The sequence below is a fragment of the Streptomyces albicerus genome (assembly GCF_008905045.1).
GTDB classification, from domain to species: Bacteria; Actinomycetota; Actinomycetes; order Streptomycetales; family Streptomycetaceae; genus Streptomyces; species Streptomyces albicerus.
The window spans coordinates 15,432-32,019 of the sequence record NZ_VWMY01000099.1 but is presented as its reverse complement, the minus strand read 5'-3'; the positions used below and the strand labels follow the sequence as shown (position 1 = coordinate 32,019).

The window sequence follows — 16,588 nt, the reverse complement described above, 5'->3', positions numbered from 1 at the left end:
CCCTACCCGTCCCATCCCTGGGGGCTGCCGCCCCCAGACCCCCGCTATCGGCCTGAACGGCCTCGTCCTCAAACGCCGGACGGGCTGATTTCAGCCCTCGCCGGCAGCGTCGCGTCTGAGTCGTCCTTCAAAGTCACCCCCGTGCGGCCCAGCTCGCGGGCCCGGCGGATCAGGGACGTGAGTTTTGTGGCGGCCGCGGCGTAGGTGAGGCCGAGCGGGGGCCGGATGTTGGAGAGGCAGTTGCGGTCGGCGTCCGTCGTGGTGCCGGGCTTCGGGGCGTACGTCAGGTACGCGCCCAGGGAGTCCGCGGCGGACATGCCGGGGCGTTCCCCGACGAGGACGACGACCAGCGTGGCGCCCAGGGCGTGGGCGATGTCGTCGCCGAGGGCGACCCGGGCCTGCTCGGCGAGGACGACCGGGGCGATGCGCCAGCCGGCGGGGAGCCGTGCCGTCGTCTCGCGGATCACCGGCGCCGCGTGGTCGTGGACGGCACGGCTCGACAGACCGTCGGCGACCACGAACACGATGTCCCAGTCGTCGCGGGGCAGGTGGGCGCGGTCGATGTCGTCGAGCCTGCGGCCCAGGTCGGGACGCTGGAGATACGTGAGCCGGTCGGGAGCGGCACTACGGACCCGTACGGTCGGAACGCCGGTCAGGGCGGACGCCACCACCTCCGGGTCGAACGGCGAGTGCACCGCGTCCCGCGCGGCGGCGTGCGCGGCCTGGAGTTCGAGGCGGTGGCGCGTCGGCAGCGCCGAGCCCGCTCGCCCGAGGCCGATCCTCGCCTGGGTGTGCCGGCGGAGGGCCGTCCAGAGTGCGGTGTCGGATGACTCGGGTGCCACCAAGGCCCGTACGAGCGTTGCCAGTTGACTGTCCGTCATGCTGTGAGCTCCTTGCCGATGGCCATCAGGGGGTGGCTCGTGCCTGCGATGTCCCGAATCCCGCCGCGCTCGTCGAGCAGCCCGATCCCGTCCAGCCACGCCTCGAACTCCGGTGCGGGGCGCAGCCCGAGGACCTCGCGGAGGTACAACGCGTCGTGGTAGGAGGCGGATTGGTAGTTGAGCATGATGTCGTCGCCGCCCGGCGTGCAGATGACGAAGGACGCCCCGGCCACACCCAGCATCGTCAGCATCGTGGCGATGTCGTCGTCATCGGCGTCGGCGTGGTTGGTGTAGCAGATGTCCAAACCCATCGGCAGGCCCAGCAGTTTGCCGCAGAAGTGGTCCTCCAGGGCTGCGCGGAGGATCTGCCGGCCGTCGTACAGGTACTCCGGGCCGATGAAGCCGACCACCGTGTTGACCAACAGCGGGTCATAGCGGCGGGCGACGGCGTACGCGCGTGCCTCGACCGTCTGCTGGTCCACCCCGTGGTGTGCGTCGGCGGAGAGCGCGCTGCCCTGGCCGGTCTCGAAGTACAGGGCGTTGTGCCCGACCGTGCCGCGGCCGAGCGCCTTCGCGGCCTCGTACGCCTCGTCCAGCAACCCCAGCGTGACTCCGAAGGACGCGTTCGCCGCCTGCGTACCCGCGATGGACTGGAAGACGAGGTCGACCGGCGCCCCGGCGGCCATCAGGTCGATGCTCGTCGTGACATGGCAGAGTACGCAGGACTGGGTCGGGATGGCGTAGCGCGCGATCACGCCGTCCAGGAGTTCCAGCAGGTCGCGTACGGCCTTGGGGCTGTCCGTCGCCGGGTTGATGCCGATGACCGCGTCGCCGGAGCCGAGGAGGAGGCCGTCGAGCAACGCCGCCGCCACACCCGCCGGGTCGTCGGTGGGGTGGTTGGGCTGGAGGCGGGTCGCGAGCCGGCCGGGCAGGCCGATCGTGGAGCGGAAGGCGGTGACGACGCGTGCCTTGCGGGCGACGGCGACCAGATCGGCGTTGCCCATGAGCTTGGAGACGGCGGCCACCATCTCGGGCGTCAGACCGGGGGCCAGCGCGGCCAGCGTGGTCGCGTCCGCGGCCTCCGAGAGCAGCCACTCCCTGAACTCCCCGACCGTGAGACCGGCGACCGGCGCGAAGGCCACCGCGTCGTGGCTGTCCACGATGAGCCGCGTGACGTCGTCGTCCTCGTACGGGATGACCGGCTCCGCGAGGAACCGCGTGAGCGGCACGTCCGCCAGCGCCCAGCGCGCCGCGACCCGCGCCTGCGCCGACTCGGCGGCGAGCCCGGCGAGACGGTCGCCGGAGCGTTCGGGGCTCGCGGCGGCGAGCAGGCGCGCGAGGCCGTCGAAGCGGTAGCGGCTGCCGCCGAGGGTGGAGGTGTACGTGCTCATGCCGGCGACCGTACGGAGGGCGGGGTTACGGGGTCCATGGCCTGACGGGGAGTTAACGCAGACGTTCGTTCCCGGGGCGTTCCATGGGCGTTCTAAAGGTCTGGTTGACAAACATTTAACGCCCGGACCGGAGACATGACTCATTTTCCGAGGGCGTAGCCCCCCGAGGCGACGGCGGGCTCGGACAGCGGAGCGACCACCGTCCACCGGCTCGAACCGAACGCGATCGGACTGCTGCGCGTGGCCTTCACGGCCGTCGCCACTGCCGCTCCGATCACAGCGATGACGGGCAACGTGCCCGTCATGGTCTCCGCCGGAAACGGCATCGGAGCCCCTGCCGGCCATCTCGTCGCAATGGTCGTCCTGGCGATCTTTGCGGTCGGCTTCACGTCGATGGCGATGTACGTCGAGGCGGCGTCGTCCTCGAACCCTCTCGCGCTGTCACTGCGCAGCCCACTGCCCGCTGATCCCATATGCGGCTCCGCCGGGCGGGCGCGATCAGCCACGACGGACCCGCGGTTGCCCCACCACGGTCATCCCCTCACAGCCTTACCCGTCACCGAAATGCCGCTCCCGGTGGACGCGCCAGCGCTCCATCATGGCCCGCAGTTCACTTTCCATGAACTCGAAGAACGCGAGGGTCTCCGCGAGTCGACGGCCCGCCGGGGTCTCGGCGCCCAGGCTCGTGACACCCTCGCGCAGGGCGTCCTCCCAGCGCTTCATGATCGCCTCGCGGTTGGTGAGCGCCTCGTACCACTGGTTGCTGTGCACCCGGTACCGCTCCCGGCGCGAGCCAGGCTCCCGCTCCCGCGACACCATGTGCACCTGCGCCAGATAACGCACCGCGCCGGAGACCGCGGCGGGGCTGATCTGCAGCTGCTCGCCGAGTTCGACGGAGGTCATCGTCCCGGAGTCGGAGGAGAGCAGCGCCGCGAACACCCGGGCCGACATCCGCTGCATCCCGGCCTCGACCAACTGTGCCGCGAAGCTCTCGACGAACTTCGAGACCGCCTTCGGGTCCCGTTCGGCCCCACTCGGTTCCGTCATGCCTGGATCCTCTCCCCTGCTCACCGCGCCATGGTCGAGTCTATCCGCCGTTTTTTTAATGCTTCCTTAACTTCACAAATTTGTGAAAGAAGCGTACGTTCTGAAGCATGACGAAGGCAATCACCGTCTCCGGACTCCACAAGTCGTTCGGCAAGACGCACGCCCTGGACGGTCTCGACCTCGACGTCGAGACCGGCGAGGTGCACGGCTTCCTCGGCCCGAACGGCGCCGGAAAGTCCACCACCATCCGGGTCCTGCTGGGCCTGTTGCGTGCGGACTCGGGCGCGACGCAGGTGCTCGGCCGGGACCCGTGGGCCGACGCGGTCGAGCTGCACCGGCATCTCGCCTACGTCCCCGGCGATGTCGAGCTCTGGCCCAACCTCACCGGCGGCGAGGCCATCGACCTGCTCTCGCGGCTGCGCGGAGGCATCAACAAGCAGCGCCGGGACGAGCTCATCGAGCGCTTCGACCTCGACCCGACCAAGAAGGGCCGGGCCTACTCGAAGGGCAACCGGCAGAAGGTCGCCATCGTCGCCGCGCTCGCCTCCGACGCCGAGCTGCTGCTGCTCGACGAGCCGACCGCGGGGCTCGACCCCCTCATGGAGGTGGTCTTCCAGGACGTCATCTTCGAGGCGAAGGCGGCCGGCAAGACCGTCCTGCTGTCCAGCCACATCCTGGCCCAGGTCGAGAAGCTGGCTGACCGGGTGAGCATCATCCGGCTCGGGCAGATCGTGCAGTCGGGCACGCTCAGCGAGATGCGGCACCTGACGCGTACGACGATCGAGGCCGAGACGGAGCGCCCGGCCACCGGCCTTGACGGCCTGCCGGGTGTGCACGACGTACAGACGGACGACGGCCGCGTACGGTTCGCCGTCGACGGCAGCCGGCTCGACGGCGCGGTCCGCAAGCTGATCGAATTCGGCATCCGCAGTCTGGTCAGCCACCCGCCGACGCTCGAAGAGCTCATGCTGCGCCACTACGGCGACGAGCTCGCCGCCAACGGCAACAGCAAGAGCCACTCCACCGGAACCACCGAAGCCGACGGAGCCGTCCGATGACCACCGCAACCGTCACCAAGGCGCCCGCACCCACCGGGGCCGTCGCGGGCGGCAACGCACTGGCCGGGACCCGCACACTGATCCGCTTCAACCTGCGCCGGGACCGAGTACGGCTCCCCGTGTGGATCCTCGCGCTGTTCCTCGGCACGATCGCGACGGCAAGCAACTACAAGGAGCTGTACGCCGACCCCGAGGACCGAGCCAACGTCGTCGAGACCATGGACAGCCCCGCCGGGCTCGCCATGTCAGGACCGCGGCACTACCTCGACGACTACAACTTCGGCTCGATGCTCGGCCACCAGATGCTCGGCTTCATGGCCGTCCTGGTCGGCCTGATGAGTGTCCTGATCATCACCCGCCACACCCGCACCGAGGAGGAGACGAACCGCGCCGAACTGGTGCGCTCCACCGTCGTCGGACGCCACGCCCACCTCGCGGCCGCGCTGTCCGTCGCGGTCCTCGCCAACCTCGTACTCGCCCTGCTGCTGGCCTTCGGCCTCAGCGGCATGGGCATCGAAGGCATCGACACCGGCGGCTCGCTGCTCTACGGCTTCGCCCACGCGGCCGTGGGCATCGTGTTCGCGGCCGTCGCCGCGGTCACCGTGCAGATCACCGCGCACGCGCGCGGCGCCTCCGGGATGGCGCTCGCGGTCATCGGAGTCGCGTACGTCCTGCGCGCCGCCGGTGACGTGGGCAGCAACGGCGCCCTGTCCTGGCTGTCGCCGATCGGCTGGGTGCAGCGCACGTACGTCTACGTCGACAACCGCTGGTGGCCGCTGCTGCTCTGTCTGGTCCTCGCCGTACTCTGCGCGGCCGCGGGCTTCGCGCTCTCCACCCGGCGCGACGTGGGCGCGGGCCTGCGGGCGTCCCGGCTCGGCAGTCCGGTCGCGTCCGAGGCGCTGACCCGGCCGTTCGGCTTCGCGCTGCGGCTGCACCGCGGCGTGCTCATCGGCTTCGGCGCGGGCCTCTTCCTGATGGGCGTGATGTACGGGTCGATCCTCGGCGACGCCGAGGACATGCTGGGGGACATCGACGAGCTCCAGGAGGCCCTGGACAGGATCGGCGGCGCCAACGTCGCGGAGTCCTTCGCCGCGATGGTCTTGGTCGTCATCACGGTCGTCGCCGTGGTGTACGTGGTGATGGCGGCGCTGCGACCGCGATCCGAGGAGACCGCCGGCCGGGCCGAACCACTGCTGGCGACCGGCCTGTCCCGCGCCCGCTGGGTGGGTAGCCACCTGGCCGTGGCCATGACCGGCGGCACCTTCCTGCTGCTGATGGCCGGGCTCGGCTTCGGCATCTCGGGGGCGGCCTCGACCGGCGACGGCGGCCTGTTCCTCAAGCTGGTCGGCGCCGCGCTGGCATACGCACCGGCGCTGTGGGTCACCGCCGGAGTCGCAGTCGTCTTCTTCGGCTGGTTCCCGCGTGCGAGCGCGGCGGCCTGGATCGTCCCCGTGTACGCGTTCGTCGTCGGTTACCTGGGCCAGATCCTGCAGTTCCCCGACTGGATGAACAACCTGTCCCCGCTCGGCCACGTACCGCAGCTCCCGGCCGCGGACATGAACTGGACGCCGCTGCTCCTCCTCACGCTGATCGCGGCCGGACTGACGTGGCTCGGAATCGAGGGCTTCCGCCGCCGAGACCTGGAAACGAAGTAGGACGGACCGGCGCCCCGTCAGGGGCGCGGGGAACTGCGCGACCAGCCCATCACAACCCGCAGCTGCCCGCCGGACTCCGCGCGAAGCGCTCGGCGGGTCCGCAGACCGCCGAGCGCTGCCGTGCAACCCGGCGGCAGCCGCCCGCGTCCCTCTCGGGCATGGAGCAACGAGAGACCGCGGCGTCTTGCGGGGGCTGCGTGCTGTCGATCGCCGGGGCGACAGCGGCCGCACTCGCCTGGGCCTCCTCCGCCCGAACCCAGCGCCACATGGGCGCCGGCTTCGAGGGCGAAGGCACCGACTACACCGTCCTCTTCACCGAGCTCCCCCTCGTCGTGGCAGTCGGCGCCGCCCTCCCCGCCGTCGCCTGCGCACTCCTGGTCCACCTGATGCGCAGGCGTCGGCGGGCCACGGACCAGGGCATGGAGTCAGAGATGGAGTCAGAGCTCGACGGGTAGCCCCTCCAGACCCCGGATCACGAAGTTCGGCTTGCGCGCCGGCTCCGCCGCGAGCCGCAGCGTCGGGGCCTGGTCCAGCAACGCCCCCATCGACGCGGCCAGCTCGATACGGGCAAGCGGCGCACCGATGCAGTAGTGGATCCCCGCGCTGAAGGAGATGTGCGGATTCTCCTGACGGGACAGGTCGAGCGCCTCCGGCCGAGCGAACACCGCCGGGTCATGGTTCGCGGACCCGAAGAGCAACGCCACCTCACTCCCCCGCGGAATCACCGTCCCATCGACCTCGATCTCGTCCAGCACCCACCGCTCGAACAACTGCAACGGAGTGTCGTACCGCATCAACTCCTCCACAGCCGTGGACACCAGCCCGCGGTCCGCACGGAGGGCCGCCAGCTGCTCGGGGTTCCGGAACAACGCCCACCACCCATTCACCGTGGCGTTCACCGTCGCCTCGTGCCCCGCGTTCAGCAGCAGCACGCACGTCGAGATCATCTCCTGCTCACTGAGCCTGTCCCCCTCGTCGTACGCCGCGATCAGCCCCGAGATCAGGTCGTCCCCCGGCTCCTTGCGCCGGACCCCGATCAGCTCCTGCAGGAACTCCGTGAACTCGACCGACGCCCGCACCGCCTTCGTCGCCGTCTCCTCCGACGGGTTCAGCTCGTACATCCCGCAGATGTCCGCCGACCAAGGCCGCAGCTGCGCCCGCTCGGACTCCGGAATCCCCAGCATCTCCGCGATGACCGCCACCGGCAGGGGCTCCGCAACGACCGTCAGCAGATCGCCGCCGCCCGCCGCGACCAGCTCGCCGACCAGCTCGGACGCCAGCCGGTCCACATACGGCCGCAGCTGCTCGACCGTCCGCGGTGTGAACGCCTTCGACACCAGTCGCCTGATCCGCGTGTGGTCCGGCGGCTCCAGGTCGAGCATCCCGTGATCGTTCAGCACATGGAACGGCTCGTGCTCCGCCGGCGGTGCCGTGCGCCCGAAGTCCTCGTGCGTGAACCGGTGCTGGTAGGTCCGGCCCAGCCGCCGGTCCCTCAGCAACGCCGACACCTCCGCGTGGTGCGGCACGAGCCACTGGTTGGTGGGCTCGTAGTAGTGCACCCGGCCCCGGGCGCGCAGCTCGGCGTACGCGGGGTAGGGGTCGGCCACGAATGCCGGGTTCCAGGGGTCGAATGACTGCGGGGTCTTCAAAGCTGCCATGCCCGGACGCTAACCGTAGGCGCCCCTGCGTGACCAGGTCCGTCTCCGCGAAGCGCTCCGCGGGAAGAGCCGTGTGGAGTCTGCGGGTCCGTGGGGGCTGGTCGCGCCCACGCGGCGGAGCCGCATATGTCACAGCCCCGCGCCCCTAAAGGGGCGCCCTCTGATGGGGCGGCCCTCTCACGCCGGTGTGACCAGCCTCGCCTCGTAGGCGAAGACCGCTGCCTGGGTGCGGTCCCGTAGGCCGAGCTTTACCAGGATGCGGCTCACGTGGGTCTTGATGGTGGACTCGGCTACTACCAGGCGGGCGGCTATTTCCGCGTTGGACAAGCCCTGGGCGATGAGCACCAGTACCTCCGTCTCCCGCTCGGTCAGGTCGCCGTAGGCCGCGTGGGCGGTGGGCGAGAGGCGGGGCTCCTCGGCCAGCTTCGAGAACTCAGTGATCAGCCGCTTCGTCACCGAGGGCGCCAGCAGTGCCTCGCCGGCGGCCACCACCCGGACACCGTCGGCGAGCTGCCGGGCCGAGGCGTCCTTCAGGAGGAAGCCGGACGCCCCGGCGCGCAGCGCCTGGTACACGTACTCGTCGAGGTCGAACGTCGTCAGCACGAGCACCTTCGCCGCACCGTCCGCCGCCACGATCTCGCGCGTTGCCTCGATGCCGTTCATCTCGGGCATCCGGATGTCCATCAGGACGACGTCCGGGGTGAGCTCCCTGACCCGGTCTACGGCCTCCCGGCCGTTGACCGCCTCCCCGACCACCTCGATGTCCGGCATCGCGCCGAGCAGCACCGAGAAGCCCTCGCGGACCATCATCTGGTCGTCGGCGATCAGTACACGGATGGTCATGCGGAGTCCTCCGTCGGTGCGGTCGCCGGGACGGGGAGGAAGACCGCGACCTCGTAGCCCCCGTCGTCCGTCGTCGCCGCCGTCATCTCCCCGTCCAGCATCGACACCCTCTCCCGCATGCCCGTGATGCCGTGCCCGGCACCCGGCGAGGGCTTGACCAGGCCGGTCGCCGGACCGTTCACGATCCGCAGTCCGAGTCCGCCGAGCACATAGCCGATCTCCACCTTGGCGGCGGCGCCCGGTGCGTGCCGCAGGCTGTTGCTCAGCGCCTCCTGGACTATTCGGTACGCGGACAGCTCGACGCCCTGCGGGAGCTCACGCACCGCTCCGGTGACCGTCTTGTCCACGGCGAGTCCCGCGTCCCGCACGTTCTCCAGGAGTCGGTTCAGGTCCGCGAGCGTGGGCTGCGGGGCGTCAGGGGCCTCGTAGTCCTCGGCCCGTACGACACCGAGGACTCGGCGCAGCTCGGAGAGGGCTATGACCGCGTTCTCCCTGATCACCGCGAAGGCGTACTCCAGCTCCGGCGGTGGGTTCTCCACGCGGTAGGGGGCGGCCTCCGCCTGGATGGCGACCACCGACATGTGGTGGGCGACCACGTCGTGCAGCTCGCGGGCGATCGTCGTGCGCTCTTCGAGCAGGGTGCGCTTGGAACGCTCGTGCGCGGTCACCGTCTCCTGGGCGGTCACCTTCTGCGCGGCGTCGTGCCGCACATGCCACACCGTGACGACCAGCAGTGCCAGCGCGCTCACGAACAGGAAGGGCATGGTGTTGGTGTAGTAGTGGCTGCCTCCGAAGAAGACCTCCGCGAACAGGCCGTACGCCGCGGTCAGCGCCCACATCCAGGCTGCCGTGCGGGGTCTGGTCCTGAGCGCCACGACCGTGAGCACGATCAACTGGGTCGCGAAGGCGCCGGGCAGCCAGGGCCAGTCGCTCCCCCAGTCGTTGCCGAACAGGGCCACGACCGGTGTCACCGCGAGGGAGATCCAGAAGGCGCCGACCGGCCTGAGCAGGGTCAGCAGGATCGTGCCCAGTGCGAGGAGGCCGGTCAGGAGCTGGACGAGATCACCGCCGCCGTTGCCCGCGAGGGAGATGAGCAGCGCCACCAGGCCGGCCAGTCCCACCACTATGTGCGGGGTCCAGGCCGCCCGCTCTCGCAGACGCGGCGGCAGCCGCCGGGTCAGGCGGCCGTCCACCCGCATCCTGGGAAGCGGGCGGACGGCGAAGGCGTCGTGGAAGAGGTCCTGTCGCAGCCCACGCGACGCGTCCATCGCCAGCTGGAACTCGGGGCTGCGTTGCCTGGCACCGCCTGGCGGTGTCGTCTGCGTCTGGGTCGTCTCGGTCACATACAGAACGGTAGGCGGAGACGACCGTAGCGGTCGTCACCAGTGAGAAGGGTCATTCAGCCTCCCTCTCAGGTACTACGGGTACGACGGGGTGTCCCGCGGGGCAGCGCCGCCCGTGGCCGCCAGGGAGCTCAGTAGCCGCTGGGGCGCACCAGTCCGCACTCGTACGCGAACACCGCCGCCTGGGTCCGGTCCCGCAGGCCCAGCTTCACGAGGATGCGGCCCACGTGGGTCTTCACGGTCTGCTCGGCGACGAAGAGCCGCTCGGCGATCTCCGCGTTCGACAGGCCCTGGGCGATGAGGGCGAGCACCTCCGTCTCGCGCTCGGTCAGCTCGCCGACGCGCTGCTTGAGCGGGGCACGGGGCGTGGTGTCCAGCCGGGAGAACTCCGCGATGAGGCGACGGGTGATGCCGGGCGCGAGCAGCGCGTCACCGGCGGCCACCACCCGGATCGCCTCGGCGAGCTGGTCGGCGGACGCGTCCTTCAGCAGAAAGCCGGAGGCGCCCGCGCGCAGCGCCTCGTACACGTACTCGTCGAGGTCGAAGGTGGTCAGCACCAGGACCCTGATCTGCGGGGTCTCTTCGGTGATGCGGCGGGTCGCCTCGATGCCGCCGAGTTCGGGCATGCGGATGTCCATCAGGACGACGTCCGGGGCGAGTTCGGCGACCTTCGCGATGGCGTCCAGGCCGTCGACCGCCTGGCCGACCACATCGATGTCGGGCTGGGTGTTGAGCAGCACCGTGAAGCCCTGCCGGACCATCTGCTGGTCGTCGGCGATGAGTACGCGGATGCTGCCACTCGTCATGGGGTTTCTCCTGTGGGGTCCGTGTGGCCTGTGGAGTTGTCGGGAGGGGAGTCGCCGGGCGGGGGGTTGTCGGTGGTGGAGTCGGTGTCGCCGAGCGCGGTACTCCCGGAAGGGGCTGTGCCGGAGCGGGGCAGGAACGCCGCCACCGTGAAACCGCCGCAGGACGTCTCCATGGCCATGAGGGTCCCACCCAGCATCATCGCCCGCTCCCGCATCCCGAGCAGACCGTGCCCGGCGCCCGGCGACGGCGGGGCGGGGCGACTCGGCGAGGAGTTGACGACCCGGATCTGCAGGCCGCGCGGGAAGTGCGTGAGCTCCACCCGCACCACCGAACCGGGCGCGTGCCGCAGCGCGTTGCTCAGCGCCTCCTGGACGATCCGGTACGCGGACAGCTCCACGCCGGGCGGCAACGGGAGCCGCTCGCCGGTGATCTCCGTGGTCACCTCCAGCCCAGCGGCGCGGGTGTTCTCGACGAGGGCGTCGAGGCGGTCGAGGGTGGGCTGGGGGGCGTCGGGCGCGGCGCCGGTGCCGGCGCCGAGACCGTACGCTTCGTCGGGATTCTCCGAGCGCAGCACGCCGAGGACCCTGCGCAGCTCGGTGAGTGCCTCCAACGCGTTCTGCCGGATGCCGTCGAGGTTCTCCTTCAGCTCGTCGGAGGGGTTCTGCACCAGGTGCGGGGCCACTTGGGCCTGGATGGAGATGACCGACATGTGGTGGGCGACCACGTCGTGCAGCTCGCGGGCGATGCGGTTGCGCTCCTCCAGCAGGGTGCGGCGGGAACGCTCCTCCGCCGTCAGGTACTCCTGCTCGACCAGCTGGGTGCGCGCCTCGCGGCTGCCGCGCAGGGCGGTGCCGAGGAGGACTGCGACGGCGAACACGGAGACGGCCAGCACGCCCGTGCCCGAGTACGGATACGGACCGCCGCCGAGGACCTGTACGAAGACCGTGACCAGCCCGGTCACCGCCAGCGCCGCGAGCGCCACACGGGCGGGGATCCGCAGGGCGAGCAGGAAGAGGATGAGGGCGTGCGCGGCGATCGTGGGCCCGATCCACGGCCAGTTGGGGCCCGGCGGCACCATGTCCCTCATGTTCGACCGTGCGGCCAGGTCGGCGATGAACGCCGCGGACAGCGACAGCCACCATGCCGGGAAGGGCCGCCACAAGGCGAGTACGAGCGCCACGCCCTGCGCCGCCCCGCCCAGCAGACCGAACGCGACGCCCAGCCGGTAGCTGAAAATCAACTCGTCGCTGCTGCCGAGCGCGACGAGGACAGCGGTCAGGCCGACCATGACGTGCGGCAGCCTGCGCAGCCAACGGGGCCGGGACAGCGGCGGCAGGGGCGCGCTGCCGGACGACAGGCCCGCGAGAAGGGCGGACAGAGAACGGCGGCCGCGCCGCACCTGCGCGGGACCCGCAGGGCCGTTGGGGCCGACGGGACCGGTGGGACCAGGGCCGTTGCGGTGCTCGGAGCGGGCGGGCAGAGGCACGGCGGGGCGGGTCTCCGGGGGCGGGGGCGGGGGCGAGCTGGTGTCATCCTCTGTCCGGGCGTCCTTGGCGTCGTCCACGCCGTCAACCCTAGGCACGCCGGACCTCGTTCGTTTCCAGGGCGACGCGGTGGGTGCGGACGACACGTGACGGACGACGGGTACGACGGCCACGGCGGCGGTGCCCCTGCTCGTAGCAACGAAAGGCCGCCCAGCACACGGCCAGGGCGAGGGCGAAGACCGGGAGCCAGGCAAGTCGGAACGCCACCCACGTGAGGTCGTCCGGAGTGGTGTGCAGGCCGGGGAGCCTGCCCGCGAGGAGGCCCGTCGCGGTGACCGACATCAACGCGGTCTGGTGCCACAGGAAGATCGTCATCGCGGAGAGGTTGACGAAGGCGACCCAGGCCCAGAGCACGGGCCTGCGCATCGCCCGGCGCAGACGCTCGCGCAGAAGCAGCGCCAGACCGCACTGGGCCAGGCCGAAGGCGACCACGGCCAGGGTCGGCGGGTTGAGGTTGGAGACCGAGGCACCAGGGACGCCGACCATCGACGCCGGATAGCCGCCCCACGCCACGAGTCCCACGGTCACCGCCGCGCCGCCCGCCAGCAGCACCCAGCCCGAACGCCGGGTCAGCTCGCCCCGCGTCCAGGCCGCGCCCAGCGTGTACGGCACGAGCCAGCCCACCGCCACATTGACCCAGCCCAGCCAGGCCGGGCCGCCGAACCCGAAGCGGATGAGGTCCACATGGAGAACGACGGCCAGTGGCCACAACGGGTTCACCCGGGTCACCAGCGGGGTCACCGCCGTCAGCGCGGCGAAGACCAGCAGGAACCAGAGAGGGGACAGGACCAGCTTCAGCAACGCGTGCGCCGTCTTCAGGTCCGCGCCCGTCACGAGCAGGCCGACCGTGGCCACGGTCCACAGCCCGAGCACGGCCGCCACCGGCTTGAAGAGGCGGGACAGGCGCGTACCGAGCCAGCGTCCGTACGTCGTCCCGCGCGACCGCGCCGACGCGTAGCTCTTCGTCGCCACGTGCCCGCCCACCAGGAAGAACACGGCGAGCGTCTGGAAGACCCACGAGATGGGCGCCAGCCAGGACATGTGCGCCAGCGGGCTCGACGTACGCAGCCTGCCGCCGTCCGCGACCAGGGCCGTGACGAGCCAGTGGCCGAGCACGACGCCGAGTATCGCGAAGGCGCGCAGGGCGTCCACGGAACGGTCGCGGTCCGCCGGTGTCGCCGCTTCGATCCGGTCGGCGCCGAGGCGCAGTCGGCGTATCACCTCATCCATGGGTCATCTCCGATGTCTCGCCGAGCACGATCCGGGCGAGGTTGGCCAAGGACACCGAACCCGGCTTGAGGTAGTCGCTGTGGCCGCCGTCGCCCGCCGCGAAGACGCGGGCGCCGAAGGCCGGGGACACGGGGTCGGTGCCGAAGCCGACGGTCGTGCCGAAGAGGTCGGCCTTGGCATGCGGGACGTCCGCGATCCAGTCGTCTCCGCCGCGGCCGGCCCAGACGCGGGCCTTCGTGTGGAGCCCGGCGACGGAGTCCACTCCGGTGCCGGGGCTGCCGAAGAACACGAGGTCGGAGATGTCGAGGCCGTTCGCCGCGCGGGCGCCCACGACCGTCCCGTACGAGTGGCACAGCAGTGAGATCCGGGTGTGCCCGTTCAATATCCTCAACTCACGTATGAAATCCCGGAGTTCAGGTGCCGCGTCCTTCGCCCGGCCCGTGGTGAGGACCTCGGGGCTGATCGTGCCGGGCGTCTCGTAGCCGAGCCAGGCGACCACAGCGGCACGTGCGCCGAGACGCTCGTGCAGGGCGGCCGCTCCCGCGCGGAAGCGGCCGTACGTGTCCAGGCTCGTGTCGGAGCCGGGCACCAGGACCGCCACGCGGTCCGCCTTCGCCAGGTCGCCGAAGACCTCGACGGCGCGGCCCGAGCCTCGGGCGTCGAAGGAGAGGAAGTGGCGGGACGGGTCGGCCATGGAGCGGACGGCGGCCGCTCGGCTGCGGTCGCCGTGGTCTGCGGCCATGCGGGAGGCCTCGGCGGCGTTCGCCCGGTTCGCCGCGTACGCGCTGTCCAGCGTCGTCGTGCTCACCACGCCGATGCGGGCCGGAGCGGGAGCCGGTATCTCCGGGTGAGTGGCCGCGGCGGAGACGGGGATGACGACGGCGCCCGTGACCAGCGCGGCGAGCAGCCCGCGCCGCAGCCTGCCCGACCGGCCCCACCGGCCCGGCCGCCGCGACCGCTCCGGCCGTACCCGAGCCGGCTCAGCCCTCCCCCACAGCCCCATGGCGTGCTCCCCGTCCAGTTCGCCCGCTCATCGGGCCTCACTGGAAAGGAAGCTACGGATCAGGCGTTGTGGTCGGCGTCCCGCCAGGGAGCTCACCTTCGAGGTAGCTCTCAGGTATTACGGGTATCACCAGGGCGCCCCAGATGAGGGGCTGCCCCTACCAGGCCAGCTGCGCGATCTCCTCCGCCACCACAGCGCACGCGTCCGCCGCCGGGTCGATCAGCGGGAAGTGACCCACGTCCTCCAGGAGCGTCAGCCCGACCACCTCGCCGGCCTTCGCCGCCGCGTCCGCGTACGCCTCGGCGACGGCCTGCGGCACGACGACGTCCGTCCGGCCCTGGACCAGCGTCGTGGCGATCCCCGTCGGGAGCAGCAGCGCCGGATCGGCGTACGGCTGCCGCTCATCGAACTTCGCCTCGCCGCCCAGGAGTTGGAGGGTCGCACCGGAGCAGACATCCAGCTTCTCCGCGACCGTGAAGTCGGCGATCGGGGCGAGGGCGACGACGCCGCGCAGCGGGGCGGGCCGGGCCGTGTGCCAGGGTGCGTCGGCCGGCAGCAGGTGGCGGGCGGCGGCCCAGAGGGCCAGCTGGCCGCCCGCCGAGTGTCCGGTGACCACCGTGCGGCGCGGGTCGGCCTGCGGCAGGGCCTTGCGCACGAGCCCGGGCAGAGCGTCGAGCGCGGCCGCCACGTCGTCGAAGGTGTCCGGCCAGCGCCCCGCGACGGGACCCTGGCCGCCCTGCGCCGGGATGGTGCCGCCGCGCCGGTACTCGACGTTGGCCACGGCGAAGCCCCGCCTGGCCAGGAAGTCCGCGAACGGGGTGATGTGCCGGCGGTCGTACGGGGCCCGCCAGGCGCCGCCGTGCAGCACGACGACAAGCGGGGCGAGCTCCTCGCCGCCGCGCGGCGCGTAGAAGTCGACGACCTGGTCGGGGTGGTCGCCGTACGCGGCGGTGGTGTCGGGGTCGACGGGCGGATGCGAGAAGGCCGACTCCTCCTCCGCGGCGTCGCGGGCGTCGTCCGGCATGCTCCAACCTCTCAGCGGTGCGGTGTGTGTTCACCGGGCCCATGAGCCCATGAGCCCATGAACTCCTGGCCAACACGCTCCGGGGCGCGGGCCGTTGGCGGGACGGTATCAGGCCGGTGACGTGCGTCAACACGGGGCCGTAACACTCGGTGAGGGTTAAACGGTTCTGTCGTTTCGTTACGCTGGTTGAGCGCGCCGCGCACCCACGGAAACGCCCCGTACGTCCACGGAAACGCCGTGCGCATCCACGAAAACACCGTGCACGTCCACGAAGGAGTCCCTCATGACCGCCGAGCCCGAGCCCGGCACCGTTCGCCCCGGTGGGCGTACCGCCCGCGTCCGTGCGGCCGTGCTGCGGGCCGCCGGGGACGTGCTGGCCGAGCAGGGGTTCACCCATCTCGATCTGGCCGATGTGGCCCGGCGCGCGGAGGTGGGGAAGACGACCGTGTACCGGCGGTGGGGGACGGTGACGGGGCTCGTCGCCGATCTGCTCGCCGAGATGGCCGAGGAGTCGTTGCCGCGCACGGAGACGGGTTCCGTACTCGGTGATCTCCGGGCCAACGCCCGGCTCGTCCGGCGTACGCTCGCCGACCCTCGACAGGGGGCGCTGTTCCGGGCGGTGATCGCTGCCGCGACGTGTGACGAGCGTACGGCGGAGGCGCTGCGCCGCTTCTATGACGTACGGGTCGCCGAGTGGGTGCCGTGTGTCGAACAGGCCGTTGTCCGGGGGGAGTTGCCTGCGGGGACTGACGCCGGCGAGGTCGTGCGGGCGGTTTCGGCGCCCCTCTACTACATGTTGCTCACCACGGGGGTGGCGCCGACCGCGGCCGCCGCCGAGCGGGCCGCGGAGGCCGCGGTCGCCGCCGGGCGGGCCGGGGTGTACGTCGTCTCGTCTTGAACCGGCCCGGCGGGGCGGCGACTGGGTTTCTTCGCCCCCGCCGCCCCTACCCGTCCCATCCCTGGGGCTGCGCCCCAGACCCCGCTGATCGGCCTGAACGGCCTCGTCCTCAAACGCCGGACAGGCTGGTGGGTGGGGGCGTGGGTTGGGTGGGTAGTGCGGGCGGGTGGGTGAATACCGGCCTGAACGGCCTCCGCCTCAAACGC

At 71.3% G+C, this 16,588-nt stretch carries 16 protein-coding genes; 4 read left to right on the top strand and 12 right to left on the bottom strand.

From position 1 onward, the window contains the following. Positions 1-68 precede the first annotated feature (68 nt). From eutC to GAS53_RS49135, 4 genes are all read right to left on the bottom strand, one after another. A complete protein-coding gene (gene eutC / locus GAS53_RS49150) occupies positions 69-881 on the bottom strand; it encodes an ethanolamine ammonia-lyase subunit EutC (protein WP_151484302.1) in 813 nt (270 codons plus the stop codon). Beyond that, positions 878-2,272: an ethanolamine ammonia-lyase subunit EutB gene (locus tag GAS53_RS49145; RefSeq protein ID WP_151484301.1), complete on the bottom strand. Its 1,395-nt coding sequence runs from the start codon at positions 2,270-2,272 to the stop codon at positions 878-880. Before GAS53_RS49145 ends, eutC begins: the two co-directional genes overlap by 4 nt. A gap of 140 nt (positions 2,273-2,412) precedes the next feature. Beyond that, positions 2,413-2,745, bottom strand: coding sequence for a hypothetical protein (locus GAS53_RS58660; RefSeq protein WP_192583634.1), 333 nt, complete (start codon positions 2,743-2,745; stop codon positions 2,413-2,415). A 76-nt stretch (positions 2,746-2,821) separates the two neighbouring features. Next, a complete protein-coding gene (locus GAS53_RS49135) occupies positions 2,822-3,319 on the bottom strand; it encodes a GbsR/MarR family transcriptional regulator (RefSeq protein WP_151484300.1) in 498 nt (165 codons plus the stop codon). A gap of 107 nt (positions 3,320-3,426) precedes the next feature. On the opposite strand from GAS53_RS49135, the gene GAS53_RS49130 reads away from it, so the two are divergent. The 3 genes from GAS53_RS49130 to GAS53_RS49120 all read left to right on the top strand — a co-directional run bounded on the left by GAS53_RS49130 (position 3,427) and on the right by GAS53_RS49120 (position 6,487). Beyond that, complete coding sequence (locus GAS53_RS49130; protein WP_151484299.1) at positions 3,427-4,377, top strand: ABC transporter ATP-binding protein; 951 nt, start codon at positions 3,427-3,429, stop codon at positions 4,375-4,377. Next, entirely contained in the window at positions 4,374-6,032 is a 1,659-nt protein-coding gene (locus GAS53_RS49125; protein WP_151484298.1) for an ABC transporter permease, read from the top strand. The genes GAS53_RS49130 and GAS53_RS49125 overlap by 4 nt, the downstream gene beginning before the upstream one ends. Positions 6,033-6,229: 197 nt before the next feature. Then, positions 6,230-6,487, top strand: a complete 258-nt coding sequence (locus tag GAS53_RS49120) for a hypothetical protein (protein WP_225859598.1) — start codon at positions 6,230-6,232, stop codon at positions 6,485-6,487. Here the strand turns inward: GAS53_RS49120 and GAS53_RS49115 are convergent. The 8 genes from GAS53_RS49115 to GAS53_RS49080 all read right to left on the bottom strand — a co-directional run bounded on the left by GAS53_RS49115 (position 6,470) and on the right by GAS53_RS49080 (position 15,484). After that, a complete protein-coding gene (locus tag GAS53_RS49115) occupies positions 6,470-7,690 on the bottom strand; it encodes a cytochrome P450 (RefSeq protein ID WP_151484296.1) in 1,221 nt (406 codons plus the stop codon). The genes GAS53_RS49120 and GAS53_RS49115 overlap by 18 nt on opposite strands. 177 nt (positions 7,691-7,867) lie before the next feature. Then, positions 7,868-8,533 (bottom strand): response regulator, encoded by a 666-nt coding sequence (locus GAS53_RS49110; protein WP_151484295.1) that lies wholly within the window; start codon positions 8,531-8,533, stop codon positions 7,868-7,870. Next, positions 8,530-9,876, bottom strand: a complete 1,347-nt coding sequence (locus GAS53_RS49105) for a sensor histidine kinase (RefSeq protein WP_225859597.1) — start codon at positions 9,874-9,876, stop codon at positions 8,530-8,532. The genes GAS53_RS49110 and GAS53_RS49105 overlap by 4 nt, the downstream gene beginning before the upstream one ends. 131 nt (positions 9,877-10,007) lie before the next feature. After that, on the bottom strand, positions 10,008-10,682 hold the full coding sequence (locus tag GAS53_RS49100; protein ID WP_151484294.1) for a response regulator: 675 nt from the start codon (positions 10,680-10,682) through the stop codon (positions 10,008-10,010). Then, a complete protein-coding gene (locus tag GAS53_RS49095; RefSeq protein WP_404829429.1) occupies positions 10,679-12,082 on the bottom strand; it encodes a sensor histidine kinase in 1,404 nt (467 codons plus the stop codon). Before GAS53_RS49095 ends, GAS53_RS49100 begins: the two co-directional genes overlap by 4 nt. A 175-nt stretch (positions 12,083-12,257) precedes the next feature. Next, positions 12,258-13,457, bottom strand: a complete 1,200-nt coding sequence (locus GAS53_RS49090) for an acyltransferase family protein (protein ID WP_151484293.1) — start codon at positions 13,455-13,457, stop codon at positions 12,258-12,260. Then, entirely contained in the window at positions 13,450-14,460 is a 1,011-nt protein-coding gene (locus GAS53_RS49085; protein ID WP_151484292.1) for an alpha/beta hydrolase, read from the bottom strand. The genes GAS53_RS49090 and GAS53_RS49085 overlap by 8 nt, the downstream gene beginning before the upstream one ends. 157 nt (positions 14,461-14,617) lie before the next feature. After that, positions 14,618-15,484, bottom strand: coding sequence for an alpha/beta hydrolase (locus GAS53_RS49080; protein WP_151484291.1), 867 nt, complete (start codon positions 15,482-15,484; stop codon positions 14,618-14,620). Between the two features lie 283 nt (positions 15,485-15,767). On the opposite strand from GAS53_RS49080, the gene GAS53_RS49075 reads away from it, so the two are divergent. Then, a complete protein-coding gene (locus GAS53_RS49075; protein ID WP_151484290.1) occupies positions 15,768-16,382 on the top strand; it encodes a TetR/AcrR family transcriptional regulator in 615 nt (204 codons plus the stop codon). The last annotated feature ends 206 nt before the right edge of the window (positions 16,383-16,588 follow it).